At 52.6% G+C, this 26,788-nt stretch carries 20 protein-coding genes; 15 read left to right on the plus strand and 5 right to left on the minus strand.

Annotated elements, in window-relative coordinates; genetic code table 11:
- The first annotated feature begins 44 nt into the window (after positions 1-44).
- From IPI86_RS18450 to IPI86_RS18510, 13 genes are all read left to right on the plus strand, one after another.
- The gene (locus tag IPI86_RS18450) at positions 45-920 is read left to right on the plus strand and encodes an ABC transporter ATP-binding protein (RefSeq protein ID WP_345299480.1); all 876 of its coding nucleotides are present in this window, start codon (positions 45-47) and stop codon (positions 918-920) included.
- Positions 921-1,014: 94 nt separating this feature from the next.
- Positions 1,015-1,491: a methylglyoxal synthase gene (locus IPI86_RS18455; RefSeq protein WP_345299481.1), complete on the plus strand. Its 477-nt coding sequence runs from the start codon at positions 1,015-1,017 to the stop codon at positions 1,489-1,491.
- Between the two features lie 132 nt (positions 1,492-1,623).
- Positions 1,624-2,463: an NAD(P)/FAD-dependent oxidoreductase gene (locus IPI86_RS18460; protein ID WP_345299482.1), complete on the plus strand. Its 840-nt coding sequence runs from the start codon at positions 1,624-1,626 to the stop codon at positions 2,461-2,463.
- Positions 2,402-3,283, plus strand: coding sequence for a hypothetical protein (locus tag IPI86_RS18465; RefSeq protein ID WP_345299483.1), 882 nt, complete (start codon positions 2,402-2,404; stop codon positions 3,281-3,283). Before IPI86_RS18460 ends, IPI86_RS18465 begins: the two co-directional genes overlap by 62 nt.
- A 577-nt stretch (positions 3,284-3,860) precedes the next feature.
- On the plus strand, positions 3,861-4,994 hold the full coding sequence (locus IPI86_RS18470; protein ID WP_345299484.1) for an HAF repeat-containing protein: 1,134 nt from the start codon (positions 3,861-3,863) through the stop codon (positions 4,992-4,994).
- 304 nt (positions 4,995-5,298) lie between these two features.
- Positions 5,299-5,640 (plus strand): NIPSNAP family protein, encoded by a 342-nt coding sequence (locus IPI86_RS18475; protein ID WP_345299485.1) that lies wholly within the window; start codon positions 5,299-5,301, stop codon positions 5,638-5,640.
- 97 nt (positions 5,641-5,737) lie between these two features.
- Positions 5,738-6,121, plus strand: a complete 384-nt coding sequence (locus tag IPI86_RS18480) for a DUF1232 domain-containing protein (protein ID WP_345299486.1) — start codon at positions 5,738-5,740, stop codon at positions 6,119-6,121.
- Positions 6,122-6,189: 68 nt separating this feature from the next.
- Entirely contained in the window at positions 6,190-7,383 is a 1,194-nt protein-coding gene (locus tag IPI86_RS18485) for an SAM-dependent methyltransferase (protein ID WP_345299487.1), read from the plus strand.
- A gap of 187 nt (positions 7,384-7,570) precedes the next feature.
- Positions 7,571-12,400 (plus strand): GAF domain-containing protein, encoded by a 4,830-nt coding sequence (locus IPI86_RS18490; protein ID WP_345299488.1) that lies wholly within the window; start codon positions 7,571-7,573, stop codon positions 12,398-12,400.
- Positions 12,401-12,487: 87 nt separating this feature from the next.
- Positions 12,488-12,820, plus strand: coding sequence for an Hpt domain-containing protein (locus tag IPI86_RS18495; protein ID WP_345299489.1), 333 nt, complete (start codon positions 12,488-12,490; stop codon positions 12,818-12,820).
- Between the two features lie 4 nt (positions 12,821-12,824).
- Positions 12,825-13,865: an adenylate/guanylate cyclase domain-containing protein gene (locus tag IPI86_RS18500; RefSeq protein WP_345299490.1), complete on the plus strand. Its 1,041-nt coding sequence runs from the start codon at positions 12,825-12,827 to the stop codon at positions 13,863-13,865.
- 48 nt (positions 13,866-13,913) lie between these two features.
- Entirely contained in the window at positions 13,914-14,333 is a 420-nt protein-coding gene (locus IPI86_RS18505) for a DUF2752 domain-containing protein (RefSeq protein ID WP_345299491.1), read from the plus strand.
- A gap of 30 nt (positions 14,334-14,363) precedes the next feature.
- Positions 14,364-14,621: a hypothetical protein gene (locus IPI86_RS18510; protein WP_345299492.1), complete on the plus strand. Its 258-nt coding sequence runs from the start codon at positions 14,364-14,366 to the stop codon at positions 14,619-14,621.
- 51 nt (positions 14,622-14,672) lie between these two features.
- On the opposite strand, the gene IPI86_RS18515 is transcribed toward IPI86_RS18510, so the two are convergent.
- Positions 14,673-15,317 (minus strand): response regulator transcription factor, encoded by a 645-nt coding sequence (locus IPI86_RS18515; protein ID WP_345299493.1) that lies wholly within the window; start codon positions 15,315-15,317, stop codon positions 14,673-14,675.
- Positions 15,317-16,510, minus strand: coding sequence for a sensor histidine kinase (locus tag IPI86_RS18520; protein WP_345299494.1), 1,194 nt, complete (start codon positions 16,508-16,510; stop codon positions 15,317-15,319). Before IPI86_RS18520 ends, IPI86_RS18515 begins: the two co-directional genes overlap by 1 nt.
- A 154-nt stretch (positions 16,511-16,664) precedes the next feature.
- On the opposite strand from IPI86_RS18520, the gene IPI86_RS18525 reads away from it, so the two are divergent.
- Together IPI86_RS18525 and IPI86_RS18530 are read left to right on the plus strand one after the other, a co-directional pair.
- Complete coding sequence (locus IPI86_RS18525; RefSeq protein ID WP_345299495.1) at positions 16,665-17,402, plus strand: hypothetical protein; 738 nt, start codon at positions 16,665-16,667, stop codon at positions 17,400-17,402.
- Positions 17,403-17,416: 14 nt separating this feature from the next.
- Positions 17,417-18,106 (plus strand): carbon-nitrogen hydrolase family protein, encoded by a 690-nt coding sequence (locus IPI86_RS18530; protein WP_345299496.1) that lies wholly within the window; start codon positions 17,417-17,419, stop codon positions 18,104-18,106.
- A gap of 66 nt (positions 18,107-18,172) precedes the next feature.
- Here the strand turns inward: IPI86_RS18530 and IPI86_RS18535 are convergent, their stop codons facing one another.
- From IPI86_RS18535 to IPI86_RS18545, 3 genes are read right to left on the minus strand one after another with little or no spacing between them, the layout of a single operon-like run.
- Positions 18,173-18,961 (minus strand): alpha/beta hydrolase, encoded by a 789-nt coding sequence (locus IPI86_RS18535; RefSeq protein WP_345299497.1) that lies wholly within the window; start codon positions 18,959-18,961, stop codon positions 18,173-18,175.
- A gap of 7 nt (positions 18,962-18,968) precedes the next feature.
- Positions 18,969-19,343 (minus strand): response regulator, encoded by a 375-nt coding sequence (locus IPI86_RS18540; RefSeq protein ID WP_345299498.1) that lies wholly within the window; start codon positions 19,341-19,343, stop codon positions 18,969-18,971.
- Positions 19,344-26,771, minus strand: coding sequence for a GAF domain-containing protein (locus tag IPI86_RS18545; protein ID WP_345299499.1), 7,428 nt, complete (start codon positions 26,769-26,771; stop codon positions 19,344-19,346).
- Positions 26,772-26,788: the final 17 nt, after the last annotated feature.

Consider the following 26,788-nt stretch of genomic DNA (forward strand, 5'->3'; position numbering starts at 1 on the left):
TGCTTCGCTCCGCTCAGCATGACACTTTGAGATAAAATTACAGCATGATAACCATCGAAAATGTCACCAAGCGCTACGATAATACTACAGTCGTTCATGAGCTGAACTTACAAATTCATGCGGGCGAGATCGTCGGGATCATCGGGCATAATGGCGCGGGGAAAAGCACCACCATGAAAATGATCGCGGGGCTGATCGAACCGAGCGAGGGAATTGTGCGGGTGATGGGAGAGGACATTCAAAAAGGCAGCGCGAAGATCAAACAGAAGATCGGCTACCTGCCTGAGGAAAGTCCGCTGTATGAGGCGATGACCGCCCAGCAATATCTGCTGTTCTTCTCCGAGCTGTATCAGATGCCGCGCCAAAAGGCATTGACACGGATTGACGAACTTCTCAATTCGCTGGACTTGCACGAGACAAAGAAACTGACGGGCGAATTCTCCAAAGGCATGAAGCGCAAGACCGCCATCGCGCGCGCGCTGCTGCACGACCCCGACCTGCTGATCCTGGATGAACCCAACTCAGGCCTCGACCCGTTGACCTCGTTCTTCATCATCAATTATCTCAAAACCCTGCGCCACGAAGGCAAGACCATTTTGTTGAGCGCACATAACCTCTTTCACGTGGAAACCATTTGCGACCGCGTGGCGATCATCAAGAACGGCAAACTGCTCATCCTAGACACGATGGACGCCATCCGCGCGAGATTGGGCAAGCGTGAATATCAGGTCATCTTCCACGCGGACCAGAAACTGGACTATGAGCAGGTCAACGGCAATTACATCTTCCGCACCGCCGAAGTGGACGCGATCGCGGGCATGCTGGAAACCGTCTCTGCCAACAAGTGGACGCTGATGGATTTGTCCATGCGCGAATCGGCGCTGGAAGAGATCTACGTCAAATTGATGACGAATGAGTAAACACTAGTGGTTCCCTACGGGGACTTCGCGGTACTCCCCTCAAAAGCATTCGGGGCTACTCAACCACCGTGTTTCCCACACAAATAGGAGCAGTATGCCTCATAAGAAAATCCCAATGGAGCACGACAAGAAGATCGCCCTTGTGGCGCATGACAATATGAAACGTGACCTGTTGGAATGGGCAAAATTCAACAGCGTGCTGCTATCGCATCATCAGATTTATGCAACAGGCACAACGGGGAAACTACTGGAAAAAGAACTTGGTTTCAAGATCACCAAACTCAAAAGCGGACCGCTCGGCGGCGACCAGCAGATCGGTGCGAAGATCGTGGAAAACAAAATCGATTTCCTCATCTTTTTCTGGGATCCGCTGGAACCTCAGCCGCATGACCCCGATGTGAAGGCGTTGTTGCGTATGGCGGTTGTGTGGAATATCCCCATTGCCAACAACCGAGCTTCCGCAGATTTCATGATCTCCTCTCCACTCATGGATAGTCTGTACGACAGACTGGTACCTGATTATGAAAATTATGTGGCGCGGAAAATTGATTTGGAGGAGAAGACAAGTTAGGGCGACGTTAGGGGGGGGGGGGGGGGACTGAAGTCCTCCCAGATGGGAAAGGGCGGCAAGGCATAAGCAGCGACGAGTCCGCTTCAGCGGACTTCCACGAACTGAGGCAGGGCTTTAGCCCGCCGAAAACCTTTGGAGGACACCATGAACTACGACGCAATCATCATCGGCTCAGGCGCAGGCGGTCTCACCGCAGCCGTTGCACTCGCACAAGCTGGCAAAAAAGTGATCGTGCTCGAACAGCACGACAGGCCCGGTGGCTGGACTCATTCGTTCACGCTCGAAGGTTATCGCTTTAGCCCGGGCGTGCATTACATCGGGTCGTTGGAAGAGGGCGGCGGCTTGCGTCGAATTTATGATGGGCTTGGCGTTTCGCAAGACCTGACCTTCTGCGAGCTTAACCCTGATGGCTACGACCATGTGGTCATTGGTGATCAACGCGTGGATTTTCCCAAAGGCAAGGAAAATTTAATTGAACGACTGAAGAGTCATTTTCCGCATGAAGCAAAGGGAATTGATTCTTATTTCGCTGACCTAACCAACATGATGGAATCGCTTTCGAACATTGGCAAGTTGAGCGATCCGTTGAAAGCGGTGACGAGTGCGCCGTCCATTCTCAAGTGGATGCGTGCCACAGGCGCGGACTTGATCAACGCGCACGTCAGCGATCCCGTTTTGCGCGGCGTGCTGGCGGCGCAATCTGGCGATCATGGCATGCCGCCGTCGAAGGTTTCGGCCTTCGTCCATGCGGGCATTACGCATCATTATTTCAACGGCGGATATTATCCGCTGGGCGGGGCGTTCGCGTTGCCGCGCGCATTTGTCAGGGCGCTGAAAAAGTCTGGTGGCGAGATCAGGCTTCAGTGTAGGGTGAAGCGGATTCTCGTCGAAGGGAAAAAAGGTTATCGGCGTGGAATTGGACAGCGGCGAAGAGATCCGCTCGGATGTTGTAATTTCCAATGCGGACCCTGAGATAACGTTCGGTCAATTAATTGGGAAGGAAAAGCTCTCGCCTCGACTCAAGCGGAAAGTTGATTCCGTCCGATATTCGACTTCTTGCCTAAGCCTGTTCTTCGCCACCGATATGGATCTGCGCGCAGCAGGACTCGACTCGGGCAACTACTGGTTCTACGACCACGCCGATGTGGACAAAATTTATTCCGATGGATTAACCGATGCTGTCTTGAAAGATGAGACTCCGCCCGGCATGTTCCTGACCGCGACCACGTTGAAAGACCCGTCGAAACTGCACAGCGGACATCACACCTGCGAGTCGTTCGCGTTCGTGGGCTATGAGGCCTTCGAGCAATTTGCGAATTCGAAATACGGTTCGCGCCCCGCGGACTACGAAGCGATGAAGGAAGACCTGGCGTGGCGCATGGTGCGCGGACTGGAGAAGCACGTGCCTGGCTTGAGCAAGCACATTGTGTTTTACAGCCTCGGCACGCCGCTGACGAATGAACATTATCTCAACGCCACGCGCGGAAATTTATACGGCATCGAGAAATCGCCGCAACAGGTGGGGCCGTGGGCCTTCTCGCCGCGCACCGAGTTCGAAGGCTTGTATCTGTGCGGCGCGAGCACGCTCAGTCACGGCGTGGCGGGCGTGACCCAATCGGGAATCAACGCAGCCAAGGCCGTGCTCAACTGTCGCACGCGCGATATTCTCACTCAGCACGGCGCAAGCCTAACGTTCTTGCCTTCGGAAGATGTATCCGCGTGGCCTGAGAATTTGAGAAGGAAGATGGAACGCGGAGAAGTGGCGAGGGAGGATGAGGAAAGGGAGGTGTGATATTAATAAAAAAACTTGTTTCACAACCAAGTCCGAAGGTTTGGGCATTGCTTTCCAGCCAGAAAGCAATGTCCCCTATGCCGTTGTAATGGATATTGGGCTCGGCGCAGGCACGGTAACCATTTTCAGTTCCAACCTGGGTGATGGGAGTATGTACGGCGGAGGAACCCCGGGAGGGATCGAAGACGAAAATGCACGAAAGACTTCGATCAATTTTGTAATGATAGCAGGTGGATTTATTGATAAAATGAAATTAACCGCTGAGTTCCCATTGTCGCTAAAAAAAACAATGTCAAATTTATTTACTAACTCCAACCGGCGTATACACAATAAAAGAAGTTAACGCCAGCTTGCTTGCGGCGGGCAACCACGAGAAAGCGCCCTTGCTTCTTGCAGATAATGATGCAATAACAACATTGAGGATTGTCAGTCCACAATAGCATCTCCGTCTGAAAATTAACAGACTGGGGAACTTAAAACAAACAGTACAAACTTTATTTCAGGAGGGTAATGGAATATTAAAAAAAAACTAAAACTTCATTCATCAAATTCTTCATACAATTCAAGGAGATAAATCATGAAACAAACTGCAAATAAACTGACTCTGGTCGTAGTATTGGTATTAATTCTGACCACATTTCAGCCTGCACATGCTCTCCATCAGGGATATTCTGTAATCGATCTGGGTACTTTGGGCGGGCCATTTGGCTACGCATTTGCAAACAACAATCGAGGAGACGTCATAGGCACGAGTGTTACTGCAGAAGAAATAAGCCACTCATTCATCTGGCGAAATGGAACAATGACAGATTTAGGATCCCTGACCGAGAATGGCGAAACAGAAGCAAGGGGAATTAATAATCGCGGTCAAGTCGTTGGATACAGTTCTGCTGATGCGGGAGGAGCTTTCCTTTGGGAAAATGACACCATAACCAATTTGGGAACCTTTCCCAGCGGCACCATCAGTTGGGCTAACGATATAAATGAGAACGGGGTGATCGTTGGCGCCAGCGACTCTGCATCAGGTGAAGTTCATGCGTTTATGTTTAGCAGGGGGACCATGACAGACCTTGGGACATTAGGCGGCGCAAACAGCGATGCGATGGCAATTAATAACAAGGGGCAAATTGTTGGCACCAGCGAGACTGCGACAGGGGCTAATCACGTATTTCTTTGGCAAAAGGGCGTGATGATAGACATTGGCACATTGGACGAGTCCTCGGATTATTTCCCTGTTGCCATTAATAACAAAGGCCAGATTCTAGGGTATTACGGAGATACGCATGCAGGCAGCAGCCATGCATTTATTTGGTATAAGGGCGTCATGAAAGACCTGGGATCTCTGGGAGGAGACTTCACACATCCTGAAGATATAAATGAAAAGGGACAAATCGTTGGTGGCAGCACGACTGCAACTGGAGAGCATCACGCTTTCTTATGGGAAAGAGGAGTTATGACTGATCTGGGAACATTGCCAGGCGGCTCCCACAGTGCAGCAATTGATATTAATGAGCGCGGGCAAATTGTCGGGCAGAGCGATGACGGAATAATATCCATGGCTGTTCTTTGGCAAAAAAACAAAATGTTCCAATTAGATACATTGGGAGGTTCTTTTACTTCCGCCAACTCCATTAATGATCACGGACAAATTGCGGGGCAAGGGGGCGTTGAAGGGAATCAAGAATCACACGCCGTTGTATGGACAAAGTAAATATAAAGTTTCGATAAAGTGAATTCAAAAAAGTATCCTTTAAACAGATTCATGGTGTGAATGGATGCCGTTTGATTCGGCAAGAATCCATGCACGAAAGAAGATGCTGATTGGCACAGGGATTTGGTCAACGGGCAGCCCCCTCCGCCCTTCGGGCACCTCCCCCAAATGGGACAAAAAAACGTATGCAAATTTTGTGAAATCATCATGTCCCATTTGGAGGAGGACGAGTGGGGCGGATTTACAAACGGGCACAAACTGAAGCAACTGATAAAATAAAAACAACAAGGAGCAATGATAAAAAATGAAGCACCTGGTTGAGTTCCGCTCGTATGCTCTGAAACCCGCAAGCCGTGACAAGTTTCATCAACTCGTTGTTGAACAGTCTGGTCCCATGCTGAAACGCTGGAACGTGGACGTGGTTGATTTCGGTCCATCCGCCCACGATGACAACTCCTACTACCTTATCCGCAGATACGACAGCCTCGCCCATCGCCAGCAGAGTCAGGATGCCTTTTACGGCAGTGACGAGTGGAAACAGGGTCCGCGCGAGGCGATCATTGCCCTGATCGAGAGTTCGACAGAGTTTGTACTCGAGCTGGATGATGTCATCGTGCAAGGGCTGCGGAGTCAACGATCTCTGTAACAGACGAACAGGCGGGTTTTGCTTTAGTCCCCTCTTTTGATACAATGAAATCACATCACTCTCATAGAGTCCGCAGAGTGAAAAGGAGCAAGTCGCGATGTTGAACAAACCGAGCGAAGAGTATATCAAAGATGGGGCGCAAAACGTTACACCAAAAGACGTTGAAAAAGTGATCAGCAGGTCTGAAGAGATACAAAGGAAATTCAGCGCCAAAGGTCCGCTGGCGCGGTTCGTAGAAGATGGCAAACTGCTGATCGCCATCGTCAAGGATTACTGGGCGGGGGCGTATCGTCAAATCCCATACGGATCGATCGCTTCGATCGTCTTCACACTGATCTATGTGTTCAATCCATTCGACATGATGCCCGATATGCTGCCTATCATCGGTCAACTGGATGATGTGGCAGTGATGGGCGCATGTTTGATATTGGTCGAACAGGATCTGCACAAGTATAAGGATTGGAAGGATGGGCAGGTTTAAGAGGGGATATCTGGCGGCGTACCAGCCGCCTTTTTATTTGAGTTTGCGCAAATGATATACTTCGCCGCATGGACGATTTCAAGCAACTGATTCGAGAACGCATCCTCGCCCGTGAGACCTTTGTCCGCGCAACTTTTAGCGGCGGGCAAAAGGGCTTTTCCATCCAGTGGGAAAAGGTCATCGTGCGCCCTGTTGAAATTCAGGGCGAGGTTCAATTGCAATTCTCGTATTTCGACGAAAAAAAAGACACCACCCAAAATTACCCCTTCAAACAAGCCAAAGCCAGAGTAGATGAACTGCTGGCGCTGCCCTTCCGAAATATTTTTGTAGAGAGCAACGCGGGCAATGTGCAGGTCAATGTTTCCAAGAAGGGCAAGCCCATCGTCAATGAATTCAAACCTGCCGCCGTGCCCGTGCCTGTGAATCTGGCGCACAACCGCGAGAAGCACCGCATCCTTTCCGATGAAAACGCGCGTCCATTTTTGGAGGCGGTCGGAATCATGACGAAGGATGGCCGCATCAAAGCGGATATGCAGCGCAAGCACAAACAGATCAACGAGTTTTTGCGACTATTGGATGAGACCGCATCCTTCGACGCCTGGAGCGGGTCGCCCGTTAATGTAGTGGACTTCGGCTGTGGCAGTGCCCACCTCACCTTTGCCGTCTATTATTATCTGCGAAATATTCTGGAGCTCGATGTCCACGTAACAGGTGTGGATGTAAAAGCCGAGTTGATCGAACGCCATCAACAAACTGCTGCCGCCATGGGCTGGGATAGATTGTCATTCGAGGTCGGCTATATCGCAGAGTACGAACCCGAAGTGAAACCGAATGTCATCCTCGCCCTGCACGCCTGCGATACCGCCACCGACGATGCGCTGGCCAAAGGCATTCAATGGGAGAGCAAGGTCATTGTCTGTGCGCCGTGTTGTCAACACGAATTGCAGGAACAGTTATCACATGCGCCGACACCGAGTCAGATGCTGCCTGTTTTCCATCACGGCATTTTGTTCGAGCGCATGGGCGATATTCTGACAGACACCTTCCGCGCCACCATTCTGCGCATCATGGGCTACCGCACCGATGTGACGCAGTTCGTCCCCATCGAGCATACGGGCAAGAATCTGATGATCCGCTCCATGAAAACCACCCCGCCCGGCGATCCGCGCTGGGTGGAGGAATATCGAAATTTGAAGTCGTTCTGGCAGGTCAAGCCGTATCTGGAAAAGCTGCTGGGCGAGGCGTACGCCAAGTATTTTTAGAACGTCGTTTTCGCGCTCCATCAGGGCTGATTCTGCTTGGGATGACAGGAGCAGGCCCACCCTGAGTCCGAGGCGCAAAATCCATTTCAAAACGATGACAAACAGGCTGAATCGCCTGTTTGTTTTATTTCCGCTATTGACGATTTTCCCGCCCGTATGTAAACTGAATTCCATCTTAGAGGTGCGCATGCCCAAAGCCGAAAAAAATAAAAAAGCAACGCCAAAACCGCTAAAGAAAAAGTCCGCCGCTGCTGCTCCAAAATCAGTTTCGAGTGCGCGCATCCGCAAAGAGTTGGAACAGCGCGAAGCTGAGCTTGCGATCATCAAAAGCGTGCAGGACGGCCTCGCCTCCAAATTGGAATTGCAGGCGGTATATGAGCTTGTGGGGGATAAGATCCATGACCTCTTCGGCGCGCAAACGACCATCATTGCGTCGTTTGACCTGAAAACCGAAATCCAATATTTCAATTATTACATCGACCGTTTTGGCAGGGAACATTTGGACCCCGCCCCGATGAGCGATTTCATGAAGACGCTCGTGCGGGTGAAAAAGACCTTCCTGTTCAATGACAAGGTCGGGGAACAGATGCAGGAATACGGCGCGCGTCTTGTGCTGGGACCGCTGATCCCCAAGTCGGCTTTGTATGTGCCGCTGGTCGCCGCCGATGAAGTGCGCGGTGTGATCTCGCTGCAAAACATGGACCGCGAGAATTCATTCAGCCCATCCGATGTGCGCCTGCTGGAGACTCTGGCAAGCTCGATGAGCGCGGCGCTGGAAAATGCGCGCCTGCTGAATGAGACCCAGCGCCTGCTCAAGGAAACCGAACAGCACAACGCCGAGCTTGAGGCGATCCGCAGGGCCAGCATCGACCTGTCATCGAATCTGGAATATTCCACAGTATTGGATTCGATCCTGCAAAACACATCCGAGTTGATGCCGAGCATCGAGAATATCAACTTGTTCCTGTATGAAAATGAAGAGCTGGTCTTCGGCACTGCCATCGCCAATGGGGATATCAAGGACGTGCCTGTTTCAAAGCCGCGCCCCGGCGGATTAACCGATATCGTGGCGAGGACGGGCGAGATCGTGCTGGTGGAAGACATGCGCACGCATCCGCTTTACATGGGTTCACCATCAAAGTGGACAGGGTCGTTGATCGGTCTGCCGCTCAAATTCCGTCACCGTGTGGTCGGTGTGATGAATATTCACTTCTCCGACCCGCGTACCTTCGCCAATTCCGAGCTGCGCCTGCTGCAATTGTTCGCAGACCAGGCCTCCATTGCCATTGAAAATTCGCGTCTCTTTAATGAAACCCAGCGTTTGCTGGAAGAAAGCACCCAGCGCGGCGCCGAGTTGGAGATCGTCAACAGCGTGCAGGCGAAACTCGCCTCCAAACTCGATATCGATATGATCCACGAGTTGGTCGGGGAAAAGATCGCAGGCATCTTCGATGTACAGACCGTGATGATCGTTTCCTATGACGCGGAAAAAAATCTCTGTCATTTCCCATACCTGAGCGAAAAAGGAAAACGTCTCGATCAGGAGTCCCTGCCCCCCAGCGGAATTTCAGGGTATGTCATTCGTACCCGCCAGCCTGTCATCATTAATTCGAACATGCCCGATGAAGAGGAACGCCTGATCGGCACACGCTCCATCATCCTCGGCGGCGGGGAGGATATTCAATCGCGCATGGATGTGCCCATGCTGGTGGGAAATCGGGTGAAAGGCGTCATCTCCCTGCAAAATGTGGATAGAGAAAACGCGTTCAGGGAATCAGACCTGCGCCTGCTGCAGACTCTGGCCAACTCGATGGCAATCGCGCTGGAAAATGCCCGCCTCTTCGACGAGACTCAGCGCCTGCTCAACGAAGCGGAGCGGCGCGCACGGGAAAGCTCCGTGCTCAATGACGTGGGGCGCGATATTTCATCCACGCTTGAATTGAAGGATGTGATGGATAAGATCGCCCATCATGCGCGTGACCTGCTCTCGGCCTCCACCAGCGCCATTTATCTGCCGCAGGGCGATGGCTCCTATTTTCAAGCGATTGCCGCCGAAGGCGAGATCGCCGCAGAGATCAAAGTGGATACCATTTATCTGGGTCAGGGCATCATCGGCACCCTTGCGCAGCTTGGGCAGGGCGAGTTCATCAACGATACCAATCACGACCCGCGCACCATACAAATTCCAGGCACACCGGTCGAGACCGAGGAACGCCTGATGGTGGCTCCCCTGCTGACAGGCGACAAGGTCGGCGGCATGATGGCGGTCTGGCGCAATGGCGGCAATCCCTTTGTTGAAGTGGACCTTGATTTCCTGAAACGGCTCTCGATGCAGGCGGCCATCGCCATTCAAAATGCCAGCCTGTTCGACTTCATCAACAAACGCGCCAACGAACTTTCGATCATCAATAATATGATCTCAGGGCTTGACCCCAAGCTCGATATTCAAACCATCTACGATGATGTCGGCAGCCAGATTCAAAAAATCTTCGATGCCCAAACCGTTGTGCTGACCATGTACGACAAGGCCACCAACATCACCCACTTTCCGTATATCATCGAGAACGGCGAGCGGTTTTATCAGGAACCGCTGGTTTTGAAGGACGGCATGGGCGGCTTCAGCGGTCATGTGATCCGCACGGGCAAGCCCATCATCGCCAACCGCAATTTCGAAGAGCTTTCGCAAAAATACAATTCAATGCTGCTTGGCACAAATCCAGGCGATGTGGTCGTGCGGTCTGGCATGTGGATCCCGATGATGGTGGCGAACGAAGTGCGCGGCGTGGTCTCTCTGCAAAACCTCGAACATGAAGAAGCCTTCAGTGAAGCCGATGTGCGCCTGCTTACCACCATCGCCAACTCGTTAAGCGTCACCATCGAAAACGCGCGCCTCTTCGATGAGACCCAACGCCTGCTCAAGGAAACCAAACGCCGCGCCGCGCAGTTGGAAATCCTCAACAATATCGCGCAGGTGCTCACCCAGCAATTGGATGTGCAAACCATCATCGAGCGCGTCGGTGACAAGATCCGCGAACTGGTCATGGAGGATAACGTGGGCATCGGTTTATTCGACCCCGAGTCCCGCTCTGTCACCGCGCACTACGTCACCCGCAAGAACGAACGCATTCAAACGGCTTCATTCCCCATCAACGATTTCACCATCAAATCGTCCATGCTCGGCAAATCGCTGGTCATCAACCGCCAATCGCCCGCGCTGTGGAAACGCTTCGGCGCGAATATGACCGCACTCAACGAAATTCCAAAATCGGTCATCATGGTCCCGATGGTGGTCGGCAGGGACCTCATCGGCGGCATCACCATTCAAAACTTCGAGCATGAAAACGCCTACGATGAATCCATTATCACGTTGATGGAATCCATCGCATCCAGCATGGCAACGGCCATCCAGAATGCGCGTCTCTTCGAGGATGCCCGCATCGCCCGCGCCGCCGCCGAACAAGCCAACGAAGCCAAGAGTTCCTTCCTTGCCACCATGAGTCACGAGATCCGCACCCCGATGAATGCCGTCATCGGCATGAGCGGACTCCTGCTCGATACCAAACTCGACAACGAACAACGCGACTACGCTGAAACCATCCGCAACTCGGGCGATGCCCTGCTCGCCATCATCAACGATATTTTGGATTTCTCCAAGATCGAAGCGGGCCGCATGGATATCGAACATCAGCCGTTCGAATTACGCGACTGCGTCGAATCATCACTGGACCTGGTTTCTGCGCGCGCCGTCGAAAAGGGAATCGACCTCGCCTACATTTTCGAAGGCGAAATTCCTCCCGCCATCGTCGGCGATGTGACCCGCCTGCGTCAGATCATCACCAACCTGCTCAGCAACGCGGTCAAATTCACCGAGAAAGGTGAAGTGGTGCTGACGGTTTCCAGCCAGCGCTACAAGAACGGCGGCACAAAGGAAAAGGCGCTCCTCAATTTCTCCGTCCGCGATACGGGCATCGGCCTTTCGAAAGACGGCATGAGCCGACTCTTTCAATCATTCTCGCAGGCCGACTCATCCACCACGCGCAAATATGGCGGCACGGGTCTTGGGCTGGCCATCAGCAAACATCTCGCTGAAATGATGGGCGGCACCATGTGGGCCACCAGTGAAGGCATGGGCAAGGGCTCCACGTTCTACTTCACGGTCAAAGCAGAAGTTGCAGAATTACCGCCCACCCAAAAACGTTATTATGCGGGCATCCAACCGGAGCTTCAAAACAAACACGTGCTCATCGTGGATGACAACGCCACCAATCGTTACATCCTCAACGTGCAGACCGCCAAATGGGGCATGACCTCCCGCGAAACCGATTCCCCCATCACCGCCCTGCAATGGATCGAAGACGGTGAAAAATTCGACGTGGCCATTCTCGACATGCACATGCCCGAAATGGACGGCCTCGAACTGGCAAAGAAGATTCGCAGCAAGACAAAATTCCCGTTGGTGCTGTTCAGTTCCCTCGGTCGGCGTGAAGCGGGCGATGAAACCAACATCTTCGCCGCCTATCTCACCAAACCGATCAAACAATCGCAGCTGTTCGATACATTGGTCGGACTCTTCTTCAAGCCTTCGGCTTATGAGGAACCTCCCACAATCGGGCGCTTCAAACCTGACCCGCAGATGGCTGTGCGGCATCCGCTTCGCATTCTCCTCGCCGAGGATAACGCCGTCAATCAAAAGCTTGCGCTGCGCCTGCTTGAGCAAATGGGCTACCGCGCAGATGTAGCCTCGAATGGGATCGAAACCATCCAGTCACTTGAACGCCAGCCATACGATGTGATCTTGATGGATGTGCAAATGCCCGAAATGGACGGCCTCGAAGCCACCCGTCAGATCGTGGCGCGCTGGGTAACCAAACGTCCCTTCATCATCGGGCTGACCGCCAATGCCATGCAGGGCGACCGCGAGATGTGCATGACCGCGGGCATGAACCACTACATCCCCAAGCCCATCCGCGTGGCGGAGCTGGTGGATGCGCTGCTCAAGGCGAGAAGAGTCGGTTAATTTTTCGAACACAAACTTTCACACCCCTGAAGAACTGACGGGGCTGCAACCTGCCTCATATGCAGAGACTACAAAAACTGGAGAAACATGTCTGTCATAGATATGAATACATTTAATGCATTAAAGGAAGCCGCGGGAGCGGATTTTATCGGTGAATTGATCGACACTTTTTTGGAAGATACGCCAGGTCAGATCACGACCATGAAGAATGCGCTGGCTGCGCAGGATGCCGATTCGTTTCGGCGTGCGGCGCACTCGCTCAAATCGAATGCGGCGACATTTGGCGCAACCAGTCTTGCAGGGCTGGCTCGCGAGTTGGAAATGCTCGGGCGAGAGAATGTCCTCGAAATCGGGAACAGGCTTGAGGTCCTGCAGGATGCGTTTGAACAAGTCAGGGGTCAATTGGATGGATTGAGGTAAATTGATGACCGTATCTTCAAGTCCCGCCCATTTGCTTATCGTGGATGACAACAAGGTCAACCGCATGGTGCTTTCGCGCAGTCTTGAACAACAGGGGCATGTTGTAGAGACTGCTGAAAACGGCAGGGAGGGTTTGGAAAAATTCCGCACGGGCGTGTTCGACCTGATGCTGCTTGATATTGAGATGCCCGAGATGGACGGCTTTGAGGTGCTCGAAGCCTGCCTGAATGATGTGGACCTTCGGCAGATCCCCATCATCATGACTTCAGCGATGGAAGAGTTGGATGCCGTGGTCAAGTGCGTCGAACTCGGCGCGGAAGATTACCTGACAAAGCCTGTCAACCCGATCCTGCTGCGCGCGCGGGTAAATGCCAGCCTCGAAAAGAAACGACTGCGCGATGAGCAGCGACGTTTGTTTAGAACCTTCGCAACGAAGGAAGTGGCCGAACAATTGCTGCGCTCGGGCTTTTCGCTTGGAGGCAAACAGGTGAAAGCCAGCATTATGTTCGCCGATATTCGTTCGTTCACTACCATTGCAGAAAATCAGGAGCCGTCTGAATCCATTGACCTGCTCAACCAATATTTCAGCTTGATGTTCGATGCCATTACGAATAACGGCGGCACGGTCAACCAGGTGGTCGGCGATGGGTTAATGGCTGTCTTTGGCGCGCCCATTTTTTTTGAAGACCATTCTGAAAAAGCCGTGCGCGCCGCCCTGCAAATGCTCGAACAGTTGAAGGTGTTCAATCAAAACCAACTGGCACAGGGGAAAATGCAGATCCGCATTGGGATCGGCATTGCCACGGGTCAAATGGTGGCGGGATATACAGGCACGCAAACACGCGCCATTTACACCTGCATCGGCGATACTGTGAATGTCGCCTCAAGAATTGAAGAATACACCAAGGAAGCTCTGCATCCCCTGCTTATCGATAACTACACCCGCGAATCTCTGCCCGAAGACATCAAAGTGGAAGACCTTGGGAAGATCATTTTCAAAGGGAAAAATCAGGCCATCAACGTCTTTGCAGTACGCGGCTCATAACTGCGAAAGTGGAGGCATCCTTTTTGACGGGAATGGGTTTATATCCGCATGAATGATTCGCTCAAAACTCTCTGGCACCAACCCGTTTTCTCAACCATCCTCGAAAGTCGCGTTGAGACTGCCGCGATCGTCGGGTTTGGGGTGGTCCACCTGGGGCTGGGCATGATGGGACTGTCGTTTTGGAATTGTCCCATCCTCGCGGCAACAGGCGTCCCCTGCCCAGGCTGCGGATTGACCCGCGCGACCATGCAGTTATTTCACGGCAACATCTCGGATTCCCTACAGACCCATGCGTTTGCTCCCATCTTCTTGATGGCCCTGTTATTGATGATCACAGTTTTGGTATTACCCAAGTCTGCCAGGATAAAAATTATCAATTTCGTAAACCGCCTTGAAAGACGTAACGGGATTACAGCATGGGTGTTTACTTCATTGATGTTTTATTGGGCGTTCCGCCTGATTGCATAAATCCAACCAACTTTAAGAGGAGAGTGTGAAATGGAATTTTCAGCAAACATGGGAATCGGTGGCGTCCTTGCTTTCATTGCAGGCATCTGGGTTCTGATCAAGTTGTTCCAGAAGGAAGGTCTGCTGAAGGGCATTTTGGGTTTCATTTGCATGCTCTACACCTTCATCTGGGGTCTTCAAAACATGAAGAATGAAGACCTCAAGCTCAAGACCCCGATGTACATCTGGATCGGCGGCATCGTTTTGGGTATTATCATCAACTTCGCCATGGGTGGTGGCGGGGAATAATCCGCCAGCAGAAACAAAGAAGCCTCCCGAAAATTCGGGAGGCTTCTTTGTTTAAATTCCCAGCAATCCCTTTTGTGCAGCGACCGCCACAGCCGCAGCACGCGAATCTACACCATACTTTTGATAGATACTTTGCAAGTGAGCTTTGACGGTTCTTTCCGTGATGCCCAATTTGTAAGCGATCTCTTTGTTGCGCTCGCCTCTCGCTGCGGATTGCAGCACTTCGAGTTCGCGCTCTGTCAGCGTGGATTCGATTTGGGTTGTAGCCTCAGGTTTCGGCTGAGTCTGAGGCGCGAGTACGCGGGCGAGTATCTCCGGCTTGAGCAGCGTCTCGCCCTTCGCGGCTGCGTGGATCGCATCCAATAAATTTTCACGGCTCGAGTCTTTGAGCAAATATCCGCGCGCGCCAGATTGCAAACCGCGGATCATCAAATCATCTTCGTTGTAGGTAGTGAGAATGACGATGGCGATTTCGGGAAAATCTTTTCGCAGATGCTCGATGGCGGTGATGCCGTCCATGCGCGGCATTTGCAGATCCATCAGAATGACCTGGGGATTTAATTTCGCGACGAGTTCAAGACACTCTGCGCCATCCACCGCTTCACCGACGACTTCGATATCATCAGCCGTTTCAAGGATCAGCCGCAATCCCTCGCGGACAATGAGATGGTCATCCGTGATCATCACGCGGATCATCACGACCTCCCCACGATAAATTGAACACTCGTACCGCTTTGATTTGATTTAATAGAAAGCATCCCGCCTGTCAGCCGCGCACGTTCATGCATCCCGACCAGCCCATAATGTCCGCTCGTATTTTTATTCACATCAAAACCTTTTCCATTGTCGCGAACTTCGAGTTGTAGATTTTTATCCTGAATTGCAAACACAACTTTCACTTGAGTCGCCTGTGCGTGACGGGCGATGTTGGTCAGAGATTCGTTCAAGATATTGAGGGCATGATTCGTTATTTCAAGGGCAAGTTGATTCTCGTTTACAGAGATTTCCAATTCACAGGGAATGCCCGTCGCTTGTGTGAAGCGTTCAAGTTTTTCACGAACCGAGTCGGAGACATCTGTGGAAGCCGCGCGTAAATCATCAATTGCCGCGCGGGATTCAGCAAGGGTGCTCCGTGCGCGTGTGAGCGACTGCTCAACGATGGCTGATGCGCGTTCATTGCGGTTGGACGCAAGGTGCGCTTTCACCGCTTCAAGCTGTAAGACGAGTCCCGCCACACCTTGCGCGAGTGTGTCATGCAACTCCCGCGCCATGCGCTGGCGTTCGTTCTGCAAGGTCAGCGATTCGATCTTGGCGGCAGAAGCGGCAAGTTTTGCGTTCGCGCTTTCAAGGCTCTCTGCAAGTTCTTCGGCTTTTTGGCGCTCGGCGAGTTGCTGATTGAACATCACCATCAAAAGCACAATAAACCCGCCATTCACCAACATACTGGATAGGGCAAGCGGCAATCTATCGCGCCCGACCGCGAAATACAGCATGACCACCATAAAGATAAAAAGGAAAATCCCCAAATACAAGGCACGGCGCGTGTTGCCCCACAGCCCCAGTGACTCGCCGATCAAACAAAGAATGGATGAACCCAACAAAGTCAGGTTGATGTCGCTTGCGAATGGCTGGTTCACCATCGCAACGATCAAAACAACCTGAGCGGGATAATAAAAGAACCACCAGCGCGAATTTTCATCCTGCCGTGTATTCGACCAGAACAATGCAATGTGAAGAAGGAATAGAAGTGAAAAAATCGCAGTGTAGATCAGCGAACTTGAATTCCACAGATCGCGTATCGCGATAACCGCAATCGCCCCGATCAAGAGGGAAATAAAGATGTAGAAGGGATAGGAAATAAAGGCAGCCTTACTTGAGTTTTGTTCCATACGCCTATTCTACTCGTGACACGCTCCTGGGCATATTGTCCGAACGGACAATGTCCGCTTTCGCTCTGAATGGACGATGTGGCGAGAGGGGTAAATCCATACAATAGCGACTATCACCAATTACTAATTACCAATCACTACACAGGAGACCCACATGAACAAACGCTATCTCTATCTCGCACTCGCTGCCATCCTCGGCTTATTCATCGGCGGCAAATGGAACATCCCGCTCGCGGCATGGATCGTACCCATCTTCATCATCCGCTTCTTCCGCGAAAGCGACAAAGCCGGGCGCAACTTCCTTCTGCTCTGGGTTGTCTCCGCCATCCCCACCATCATCTCATGGCAGGGCGCAACCTTCATGTCCAAAATACATCCGCTCGCCGAAGTCGGTTTCTTCCTACTCACCACGCCGCTCGGCTTACTGCCCTACGTCATTGACCGCATCTACTATCGCCGCTTCGGCAGCACCGCCTGGCTCACGCTCATCTTCCCCATCGCCAACACCGCCATGGATTTCTTCTCCGCCAGCGGCAGTCCCTTCGGCACCTTCGGCGCAATGGCATACTCCCAACGCGATTTTCTGCCCGCCATGCAGATCGCCTCAGTGACAGGGCTATGGGGCGTGACCTTTGTGATGAGTTGGTTCGCCAGCCTCGTCAATCATTTTTGGGATAAAAAACCCGCGCCTCTTTCCTGGACTTTTGCCGGGGCGCTCGCCCTCATCCTTTCTCTCAGCCTCGGGCGGACTCTGCTCCCTGCCCAACCGACGCACACCGCCCAGATCGCAGGCTTCTCGCTCCCAGCTGGGAAACTGATCGAAGTGATGACTCAATTCTCGGCAGGCGGGAGCGCGAAGCGGCAATCTCCGACCTGCACGCGGATGAACTAAATCAAATCCGCATATTGGCAGACGAAGGCGCGAACATCGTCGTCCTGCAAGAAGGCGCGGGCATGGGCTCCTCGGAGCAGGTTGAAAAACTCATCGCCGATGCATCTGCACTTGCCAAAGAAAAAAATATTTACATCGTGCTGCCTGTCTTCGACCTCGGCAAACAACCTGCTGAAAACAAAGTCCACATCATCGACCCGAACGGCGACGTGGTACTGACTCACGTCAAATACGGCGGCAACGATTTTGAAGGCTCGCTCAAAGGCGACGGCATTCTACAAACGATTGACACGCCCTACGGCAAACTCAGCGCCATCATCTGCTGGGACGCTGACTTCCCGAATGCGGTCAAACAAGCTGGCGAACAGAATGTGGACTTGCTCTTCGTCCCATCGAATGATTGGCTCGAAGTGAAAGACATTCACGCGGGCATGGCAACCTTCCGCGCCGTGGAAAATGGCATGAGCATCTTCCGCCAAACGGGTGAAGGTGTGTCGATGGTGACAAATGCTTATGGCAAGATTATCAACCGCGTGGACATGTTTGAAGAAAACGCAAGCGGCTTCACGGGCATTCAAAACGTGCAAACGCCGATTGGGTCTGTGAACACGCTGTATCCATCCGTTGGCGATGGCGTTGGCAATGTGATGCTGCTCGGCTTGGTCGGTTTGTTGATCGGGTTGTGGGTGACGAGAAAAAAATAAACCGATAAGCGCAATAAAAATGCCCCGAGTTTCCATCGGGGCATTTTGCTTTTGAGCATAAACTTTCTAACGCACTCTGCGTTTCCATTCCTCTTTCAATTGCAGGTCGCGCGGGCTTGCGCCGGAGTCGAGTGCGAGGAAGTCGGTCATCAGGCGGTTGAATTGAACAGGGTTGTCCACCATTGGGAAATGTCCCGAACCGTCGAGATTGACCAAGTGCATGTGCATCGGGAATGAATCTGTGCGATCCTGTGTGGGCATGCTGATGGCAGGGTCTTCGGGACCATAAGCGAACAAGCACGGTACACCCAGATCGCGGATTCCTGCGAAGACATTATTTCCCTGCAGAGCAGCCATCGAAGCAGAAACAGCTTGAGGGTCCGCTTTGGCCGCATCTGAAAGCGCAGATGTTGCTTCGGGGGTACGTCCTGCCAGCCATTCCACCAACTCGGGCATGGTGGCGGTCCGCATGCGCGAATTGATCGAATCATATTCAAGCGGACAATTGATCGCCATCATGCGATCGACCGTCGTTGGGAATTGTTTGAGGTAGGAAAAACCAACGAGCGCGCCGAGGCCGTGACCCACCAGCGCCACTTTGCCGATACCCATTTCCTGCAGGAAGCGATTGACAAGTTCGGACTGCTTATCGAGTGAATAGCGCAACGGGTCGCGGGAGGTATCACCAAACCCGAAGAGATCGAGCGCATACGCGCGGAAAGATGTGGATGCGACCTGCATGGCATTAACCCAGTAACGCCATGAGCCGACCCAATCGTGCAGAAAGACAATGGGGCGTCCGCGTCCCAATGCCTCGTAATGCACCATCGAACCGTCGAGAATAATTGCGCTCATTGAATCATCATTTTCCGAATTTTGAAAGAATTACCTTCACACGTTCAGAAAGCTGGTCGGGGGCAAAAGGTTTAAGCAGGTATTCCTCCGCACCCGCATCCAATCCAGTTTGGATCTCAGAGTCCTGTCCTTTGGCTGAGAGAAAAACAACGGGAATATCCTTCAGGATGGGGTCGGCCTTCATGGCGCGGCATGCATCGTAGCCGGTCATTCGAGGCATGCGTACATCCATGATGATGATATCGGGAATGATCTGGGAAGCCTGATGCAATGCCTCTTCGCCATTGGATGTAGCTGTCACCTCATGCCCCGCAAAACGCAGGGTGAAAGCGACGAGCTCGCGAATATCTGGTTCATCTTCTGCTATTAAAATCCTTGCCATTCAAACTCCATTATGTACGATGGGCAGTGTGAAGGAGAATGTACTTCCTTCACCTGGCACACCTGTGCTTGTCATCCAGATACGTCCGCTGTGCATTTCAACCAGCTGACGAACGATGGGTAGTCCCAAACCAGTTCCGGGCGTCGCAAGAACGAGCGGATGCTCGCCGCGGAAGAAACGATCAAAGATACGCGCCTGATCCTGTGGCGCAATGCCCACACCGTTATCCTGAACATCCACCTGAATTTCATTCTCTTTCCGTTGAATGTTCACGCGGATGGTTCCATTGCTGGGTGTGTAATTGAACGCATTATCCACAAGGTTGCCAATGATCTGACGGACACGATCACTATCACCCATAACCTGAGGCATCTTTGCAGGGGCATCAAGGGAAAGCGCCATGGGTTTTTCTTCATTCTGCGAGCGGCGCAGCGCTTCAGCGATGACATCCTCTGCGATCTCGCGCAGGTTAACCGACTGCGGATTGAGCGTGACGCGTCCTGCTTCGATGCGGGAAATATCCAGCAGGTCATTGACCAGAATATTAAGGCGTTCGATATTGTTACGGACAATATCGAGGAAGTGCAGCTGGTTTTCGGTGAGGGCGCCAGCCGCACCCATTGTCAGAATGTCCACGTAGCCTTTGATGGCTGTCATGGGCGTACGAAGTTCATGGCTTACCGTCGCCACGAATTCAGATTTCAGGCGGTCCACTTCCACTTCATGCGTAATATCGCGGAAGATGGACACGGTGCCAAGGAAATCGTTTTGCAAGATTACAGGCGCAAGGTGGACCAGCGCGATGCGCTCATTTTCAAGTTCCAATTGCTCGGCATACGTGTCACCGGACAGATAGGAAGACGGATCTTCCGACCAGCGGCGGATGGTCTCCATCCATGTGCTTGCGGCTTTTCCGAACAAGCCGCCGAAGACATCAAGCGGATTGCCGAGCAGACGCGCTTCGTCGAGTGCAAGAATACGCTCCGTGGAGGAGTTGACGAAGGTGATGTGATTGTCGGCGCCCGTGACGAGCACGCCATCTGCCACAGCTTCGAGGATGGCTTGCGAGCGGCTGGCATCTTCCTGTTCTTTGCGAAGCATGACGCCGAGTCTTTCAGCCTGATCGCGGATCAATTCATACAGATGCGCGTTGTTGATGGCAACCGCCACCTGACCACCGATGGCCCTCACAAGGTTGAGCATTTCCGAGCTAAAGAAACTGGTGGCCCGCTGGAATACCATAAGCACGCCGATCACATCCTCACCCACTTGCATGGGGGCTACGATGGCGCTGCGATGATCGAGGCCGGAAGCAGAACTCCGCACCCAACGCGGGTCAAGATGGAGGTCGTCTATCAAGACCGCTTCACGATTCTGGACAACCCAACCAGCAAGACCTTCACCGACCTTCAAGGTAAAGCCTCGTCCACTGGCATCGTTGCGATCTGAAAGGTAACCATAACCTGCGCGATAATGCAAAAGATTGTCCTCGGCATGCAGGAGCATAATGGTACCTTGTTCCGCTCCGATGGCTTCGTTTAGCAATGACAATGTACGGTTAAGGGCACGGTCCAAGTCAAGGCTGGAGGACACTTCTGTGAGAATGCGCAGGAGGGTTTCAGTATTTTGCTGCTCGCGCTGCAACTGTTCCGTGCGTTCGATAACGCGCTTTTCAAACTGGGAGGCGAGGCTCTGCGTTTCTGCAAACAAACGTCCGTTTTGAATGGCGACGATAACCTGATTGGCCAGTGTTCCGAGGATCTGTACATCCTCTTCGGTGTACATGCCTTCCTGATAACTCTGAGCAGAAAGCATGCCGAGTGTCTTACCACCCAGCGCCATGGGCACTGCCACAATGGATCGGGTCTCTTCATCATCCCCTTCACCAGCCTGCACTGTATTCATGCTGGAGGCCTGCTCAAGCGTGGAAGTGAGGATGGGTTTGCCGCTTGCAATCACCTGGCTGCTCATCCCTTTTCCAAACGGAACACGTTCCGCCATGATACGTCTACCGCGATCCACCATGTAGGCAGGCTCGATCTCATTCTTTTCCACGTCGAGCAGTGTGATGACAAATGAGTCCAAAGGTACGAGACGCTCAGCCGCCTTACGAGCCGCCATGTAAACGTCTTCCGGATTCAGGCTCGAATTCACGAGGGAACTGGTTTCATTAAGAATGGAGAAGCGATCCGCCGTGCGTACAGAGAGTTGGAACAGGCGGGCGTTTTCCAGGGCCACGGTGGCCTGATTGGTGATGGTCTTTGCGATCTCAAGTTCGTTAAAACCGAAACGTGCTTCACCCGTCATTTGAGCGAAAACAAGCGCCGAGAGATTCTGTCCGCTTGCGAGGGGCAAAACCAAAAGAGCAGTGGTATTCTCGCCGAGCATTTCGGCGAGCGGCACGAGATCAGGTTCGTTGCGGGCATCATCTGTATTGAAGATGCCAAGGGATTCACGCAAGCGGCTAAAGATGGGCGAATCCGGCAAGGGACGGGGGAGTTTGATGCGTGTTCGAGGGGCGGAAACTTTCCAGTACGCCCCGCCCCGTTCAAAGGTCACAACAGAGACGCGCCGTGCGCCCAATCCCTTGAGCAATTCGTTGGCGGTCAAATTCAGAATCTGTTCCGTATCCAACAAACCTGTGAGTGCGGACGCAAAACGATTCAGCGTGGCAAGACGTTGTGAGCGTTGGTCGAGTTCGGTGGCGCGGCTGACGCTGTCTTCGTACAGGCGGGCGTTATCCAGCGATACAGCCGATTGACTTGCAAAAGTAAGGCTGACTTGCATCTGGTCGCGGGTGTAATAGTGCGCCTGCCATTTTTCAACAGCAAGCACGCCCACCATTTCACCTTTGGAGATCATGGGAATTCCAAGCCACGAAAGGCGTGGAGCTTCCACGGGCATAAAGCGCGAATCTTCGCGCACATCGTTGATAAGGATGGGTTGGCCGGTCTGCGCCATTTCCTTGAAGAGGGCGCTATCTTGAACTGCTACAGACAAACCAAGTCGTTCTTCCGTGTCGGGGAAGCCGCGGGCAGAAACGACCGCGAGGCGATCTTTTTCACGCAGCCACAGTGTAGCCGTGTCGTAGGGAATGATGGGAACAAGCTGATCGAGCAGGGAGCTTATCAATTCGTCGCTGCGCAAACTGGAAGTCAGAGATGCGGCAGCATTGTTCAAGGCGTGCAATTGCCCAGCGCGTTCCTGCGTAGCCTGCACCAAACGGACGTTATCGAGTGAGAGCGCGATCTGTTGTGTAAGCGAAAGCAGCAGGGCTTCATCTTCATGTGAGAAAGCGGATGTGGCATTGAAGTTATCCAACACCAGCAGGCCCAAATTCTGTTCCGCTGTCCCAATGGGAACCAACAAGCTCGAAACGGGCAGACGTCCACCAGTGGCTTGACGATACAGCGCGAGGTTTTCAGGGCTTAAGTTGTAATCGCGCACGAAATTAACTTCGTCAATTCGGCGCGCGGATTTGTTCATAAAGACAGTGCCGGGTAAAGCCTCACCCTGACGATAGCTGATCGCCGTCATGCTGGTGTTATCGGCATAGCCTGAAGCGGCGCGCGGCACAAGCAATTCAGTTTGTTGATTCCAAACCAGTGCCACACCTGCATGCGCATGTTGAAGAACACGAATGGAACTATCAAGCAGAGATTTGACGATCGCATCCGGATCCATACCCGAAAGCTGGCGGCTGAAATCAAGCAGTAGATTCACCTCATCAAGACGTCGGCGCGTCTGGCTGAGCAGTGAAATATTTTGCAGAATAAGCGATGCCTGTTGTGAGATCTGCAGGTATACCTTGTTGTCTTCATCATTGAAATCCGGCAGCGCTTCGTGGCTGATGGCAAGCATGGCTGCCACAGTTTTATTTTCAACAAGCACCGGCAAACAGATCACACTTTTCGCGCGCAGTGAGGTCAACAACGTGGCGTCACGCCATTCATCGTTCTCATCGAGGCTGGAAATGAGAATGGGATTTCCAGTCTGCAGGCAGGCGCGCAACGGATTGCGCTGACCGAACAGGGATTCCACATTGGTGGAGCGCGGCAGACTGCCGAGCACATGGATCAGGCGCGGACCGTCCGAAGTATTCTCAGCGACAAGCGCGATCGACATTCCCAACTGGGTCAGTGTTTCGCGGCCCAATGCACTGAGCGCTGAAGTCGCATCCAACTGACGGCTGACGGATTTGGTAATGGCAAGACCGGCTCGCACACGTTGGGCACGCTGATCGAGGTTGTAAAGAGAGATGGTTTGCTCAAGGTCCTTATGGAGCAAAATGGGCAGGTCGTTCTGGGTAATGTCGATCAGTTTTTGTTGGCGCTGCAAACCAGAAGAAAGCGAATCAATGCGCATGCGCAATTCGCTCTGACGCAAAGTATTACTGATCAGCAGTGCAGCCTGCGCGGCAAAGACCTCCACGGATTCGATGGTGGCATGGTCCGGGCGCAGACCATTGGATGGGTCATCCAAACTGATCAAGCCGACGATCTGCCCATCAGCATCTTCAAGCGGAACAAGCAGGGCATCATCCGGATCCCAGGCATTGGGTAGCTTATCAGAGGCAGTAGTCACATCCAACGTGACCATGTGCACATCAGAAGGAACCACAGGCGATTGGTCAATGGGGATGAAATAGGAACGGCTGATCTTAAAATCAGGCTTCATGAGCTGCTGAACACTTGCCAAAGGCTGCTTGCGAACCAGCAATTCATTCAGCGTTTCACGCGGAATACCAACAGCGGTCAGACGGCGCAGCATGCCGGTCTCTGTTTCCACCATGCTCATCAAGACTACGCGGAATGGAGTTGAATCTCGAATGCCGCGCGCGATGATCTGGAGAGCCTGGTCAAGCGGTTGATCGTTGCCAAGGCTGTAGCTTACATCGGTAAGGCGCACAAGCGTATCTGAGCGGCGGCGCATCAATTCAGCGCTTCTCTTTTCAGATTGATAACGCTGCGCATTGCTTAATGAGATTCCAGCTTGTACCGCCAGAATTTGTGCAAGTTCAATGTCACCGGATGAAAATGCGTTGAGTTTATTCGAATGCAAACTGATCAACCCTATCAGTCGCGCCTGATAGGTGATCGGTGCGATCAGGGCAGAGCGAACCCCGGCATGCGGCTGTGGATGCTCTCCTTGCGAAAAGTCTGCAATGAGTCTGGGTTCGCGGGTCATCAACACATCCTGCTCGATCGCAGACAATTCACGTTCGCCGCACCCAGCAAAAAGCTCAACTTCCGTACCGGCTGGGTCGCCATTTTGATGGAAAAGGAAGACAGATGAACAGGTTGCCTGCACGATATGCAAGCTTTCATCATGAATGGTCTTGAGCAGATGGTTGATATCAAGCGATGCGCCCAATTCTCTGCCGATGCGTGTGACCGCCGAAAGCTGATCCACGCGGCGGCGTAAAAAGTCATCGGTTTGATTCAACAGGCTGGATGATTCCACGGCTGTGGCAAGCTGCCCTGCCGCCGTAGCTATCACTTGAAGATCATATGAATTGAAATAGTCGGGTTTGAAACTTCCCAGCATCAACTCGCCAATGCTGCGATCACGCACGATCAAAGGAACGACGATGGCCGACTCAAGCGAAAGCGTGGTCGTCAGCGGACGATAGACCGTGAGAATCCTTCTATCGGTGCTGAGATGCCCGGAGATGAATGGTTTCTGGCTTCCCGAAACTGTGGAACGATAGTTGGGGTCATCCATAAAAATCTGGATGAAAGAACTGCTGATGTCCTTCGGCAATCCAAATGTGGATTCGCGCCTCAAACGCAATTCGCCGCGCGATTCGTCCATCAGGAAAATTGCACCTGCATCCGCCTGAAACAGATTCGACAATTCCCGAATCGAGAATTTGAGGATCTCTTCAAGTGTGGCAGACGAACCTGAAAGGCTGGCAATGCGGCGAAGTGCATCGGAACGTTGAGCACGTCCGCGTGCCTGCTGAACCAGCAGCACGTTCTCAATGATCGCCGCCGCCTGATTGGCAACGATGTTCATCAAGCGAATCTCGTCCATACCGAAGCTGGATGTGCCGCGGGTGTGATGGCCGATCTGCAAATATCCGAGTGTGCGCCCGGAGGAAAGCAAAGGAACCAAGGCAATATCACGCAAACTGGCCGCCATCGCAATATCAGAAAGGCCCAGCGTACGCCAGTTCTCGTCTGTGGAGGCATTTAAGGTGAGGATGGGCTGCTGTCCAGCGATCACCTTCTCAGCAAGGCTTTCAGCAGGGACGGCCACACGATAGATCTCAACCAGGTGGGCAGGTAAACCGTGGAAGGGAGATTTCCCTTCCATCGTATGCTTCTCTTCATCATATAACAGAAAACCCACGATCTCGGCAGGGAACAAAGGTGCCACGCTATTCACGAGCCGTGTGAAAAGCTCCTGCATATCGCGGACAGTGCCAAGTGTCTGATTTAGATTCGCGAGACCGGCGAGTTCCGACGCGCGTTTCTGTTCATTTACATATAGTCTCGCATTACGGATCGCAACCGCTGCCTGTCCCGAAACCAACAACAGCAGATTAAGATCATACTGGCCAAACGCCCCGCTTCCCGTTTGACCAGCTTCGAGTGAGCCGACCAGCTCTCCCCCCGCCAGAAGCGGGATTCCCAAATAGGATTGGATGGGAAGCACTTCTCCATTCGTCTCAAATTCAGAACGGGAACGCACATCCCCAAACAGAATGGGGGCACGGCTTTCGATCAATCGGTTTGTCAGGCTTCCAAAATAAGACGCGGTCACACGTGCCGGTCCATTGGAACCCGGGTTGGCATTTTGAGAACGATAAAGGACCAGGGCCTGGTCCTCAGCATTCCATAATTTCAATTCAAGGATATCGGAGGGCACAAGACGGCTGACGTTATCCAAAATAGATTGCGCCGTGGTTTCAAGGTCAAGGCTGGCGGCGATACTTTGACTGAACTCCGTCACCACACGCAGAATCTCTTCCGATGCGCCGTCATTTTGTTCCAGCGCTGGAGCAAACTCTTTGCCGCGCAGGGAAATGAGCATTACGGGGTATGTGCCCGGAACTTCATAAGAGGCCACTTCAACAAGTTTGCCATTAATGGAAAGGCGCTTATATCCTGAAGTTACGCACAGATCCAAAAAATCATCCGATGGACGAACACGTCGTGAAAGGCGTTCAAGATCATAGGGCTCGTTCTCACGCAAATCAAAATAAGTGCGGGCCAGCGCACTTATGTATTCCACCCGCCCACCGGGCGCGAGAATAATGATGGCGTCATTTGAATTTGACGATTCGGGGACTGTAAATGAGTTGGGAGCAACAGCCTGCGGAGCAGCGGACGGGGTGCGCGATAAAACCCGCAAAATCACCCAGACCAGTGCTCCAAAAACTAGCCCGGCAATTAACAGGTTTAAACCCAACCCGGAAGACATGAAAACGCTCGCTTCTA

Origin of the sequence: Candidatus Villigracilis affinis (assembly GCF_016705895.1) — a bacterium.
Lineage (GTDB): Bacteria > Chloroflexota > Anaerolineae > Anaerolineales > Villigracilaceae > Villigracilis > Villigracilis affinis.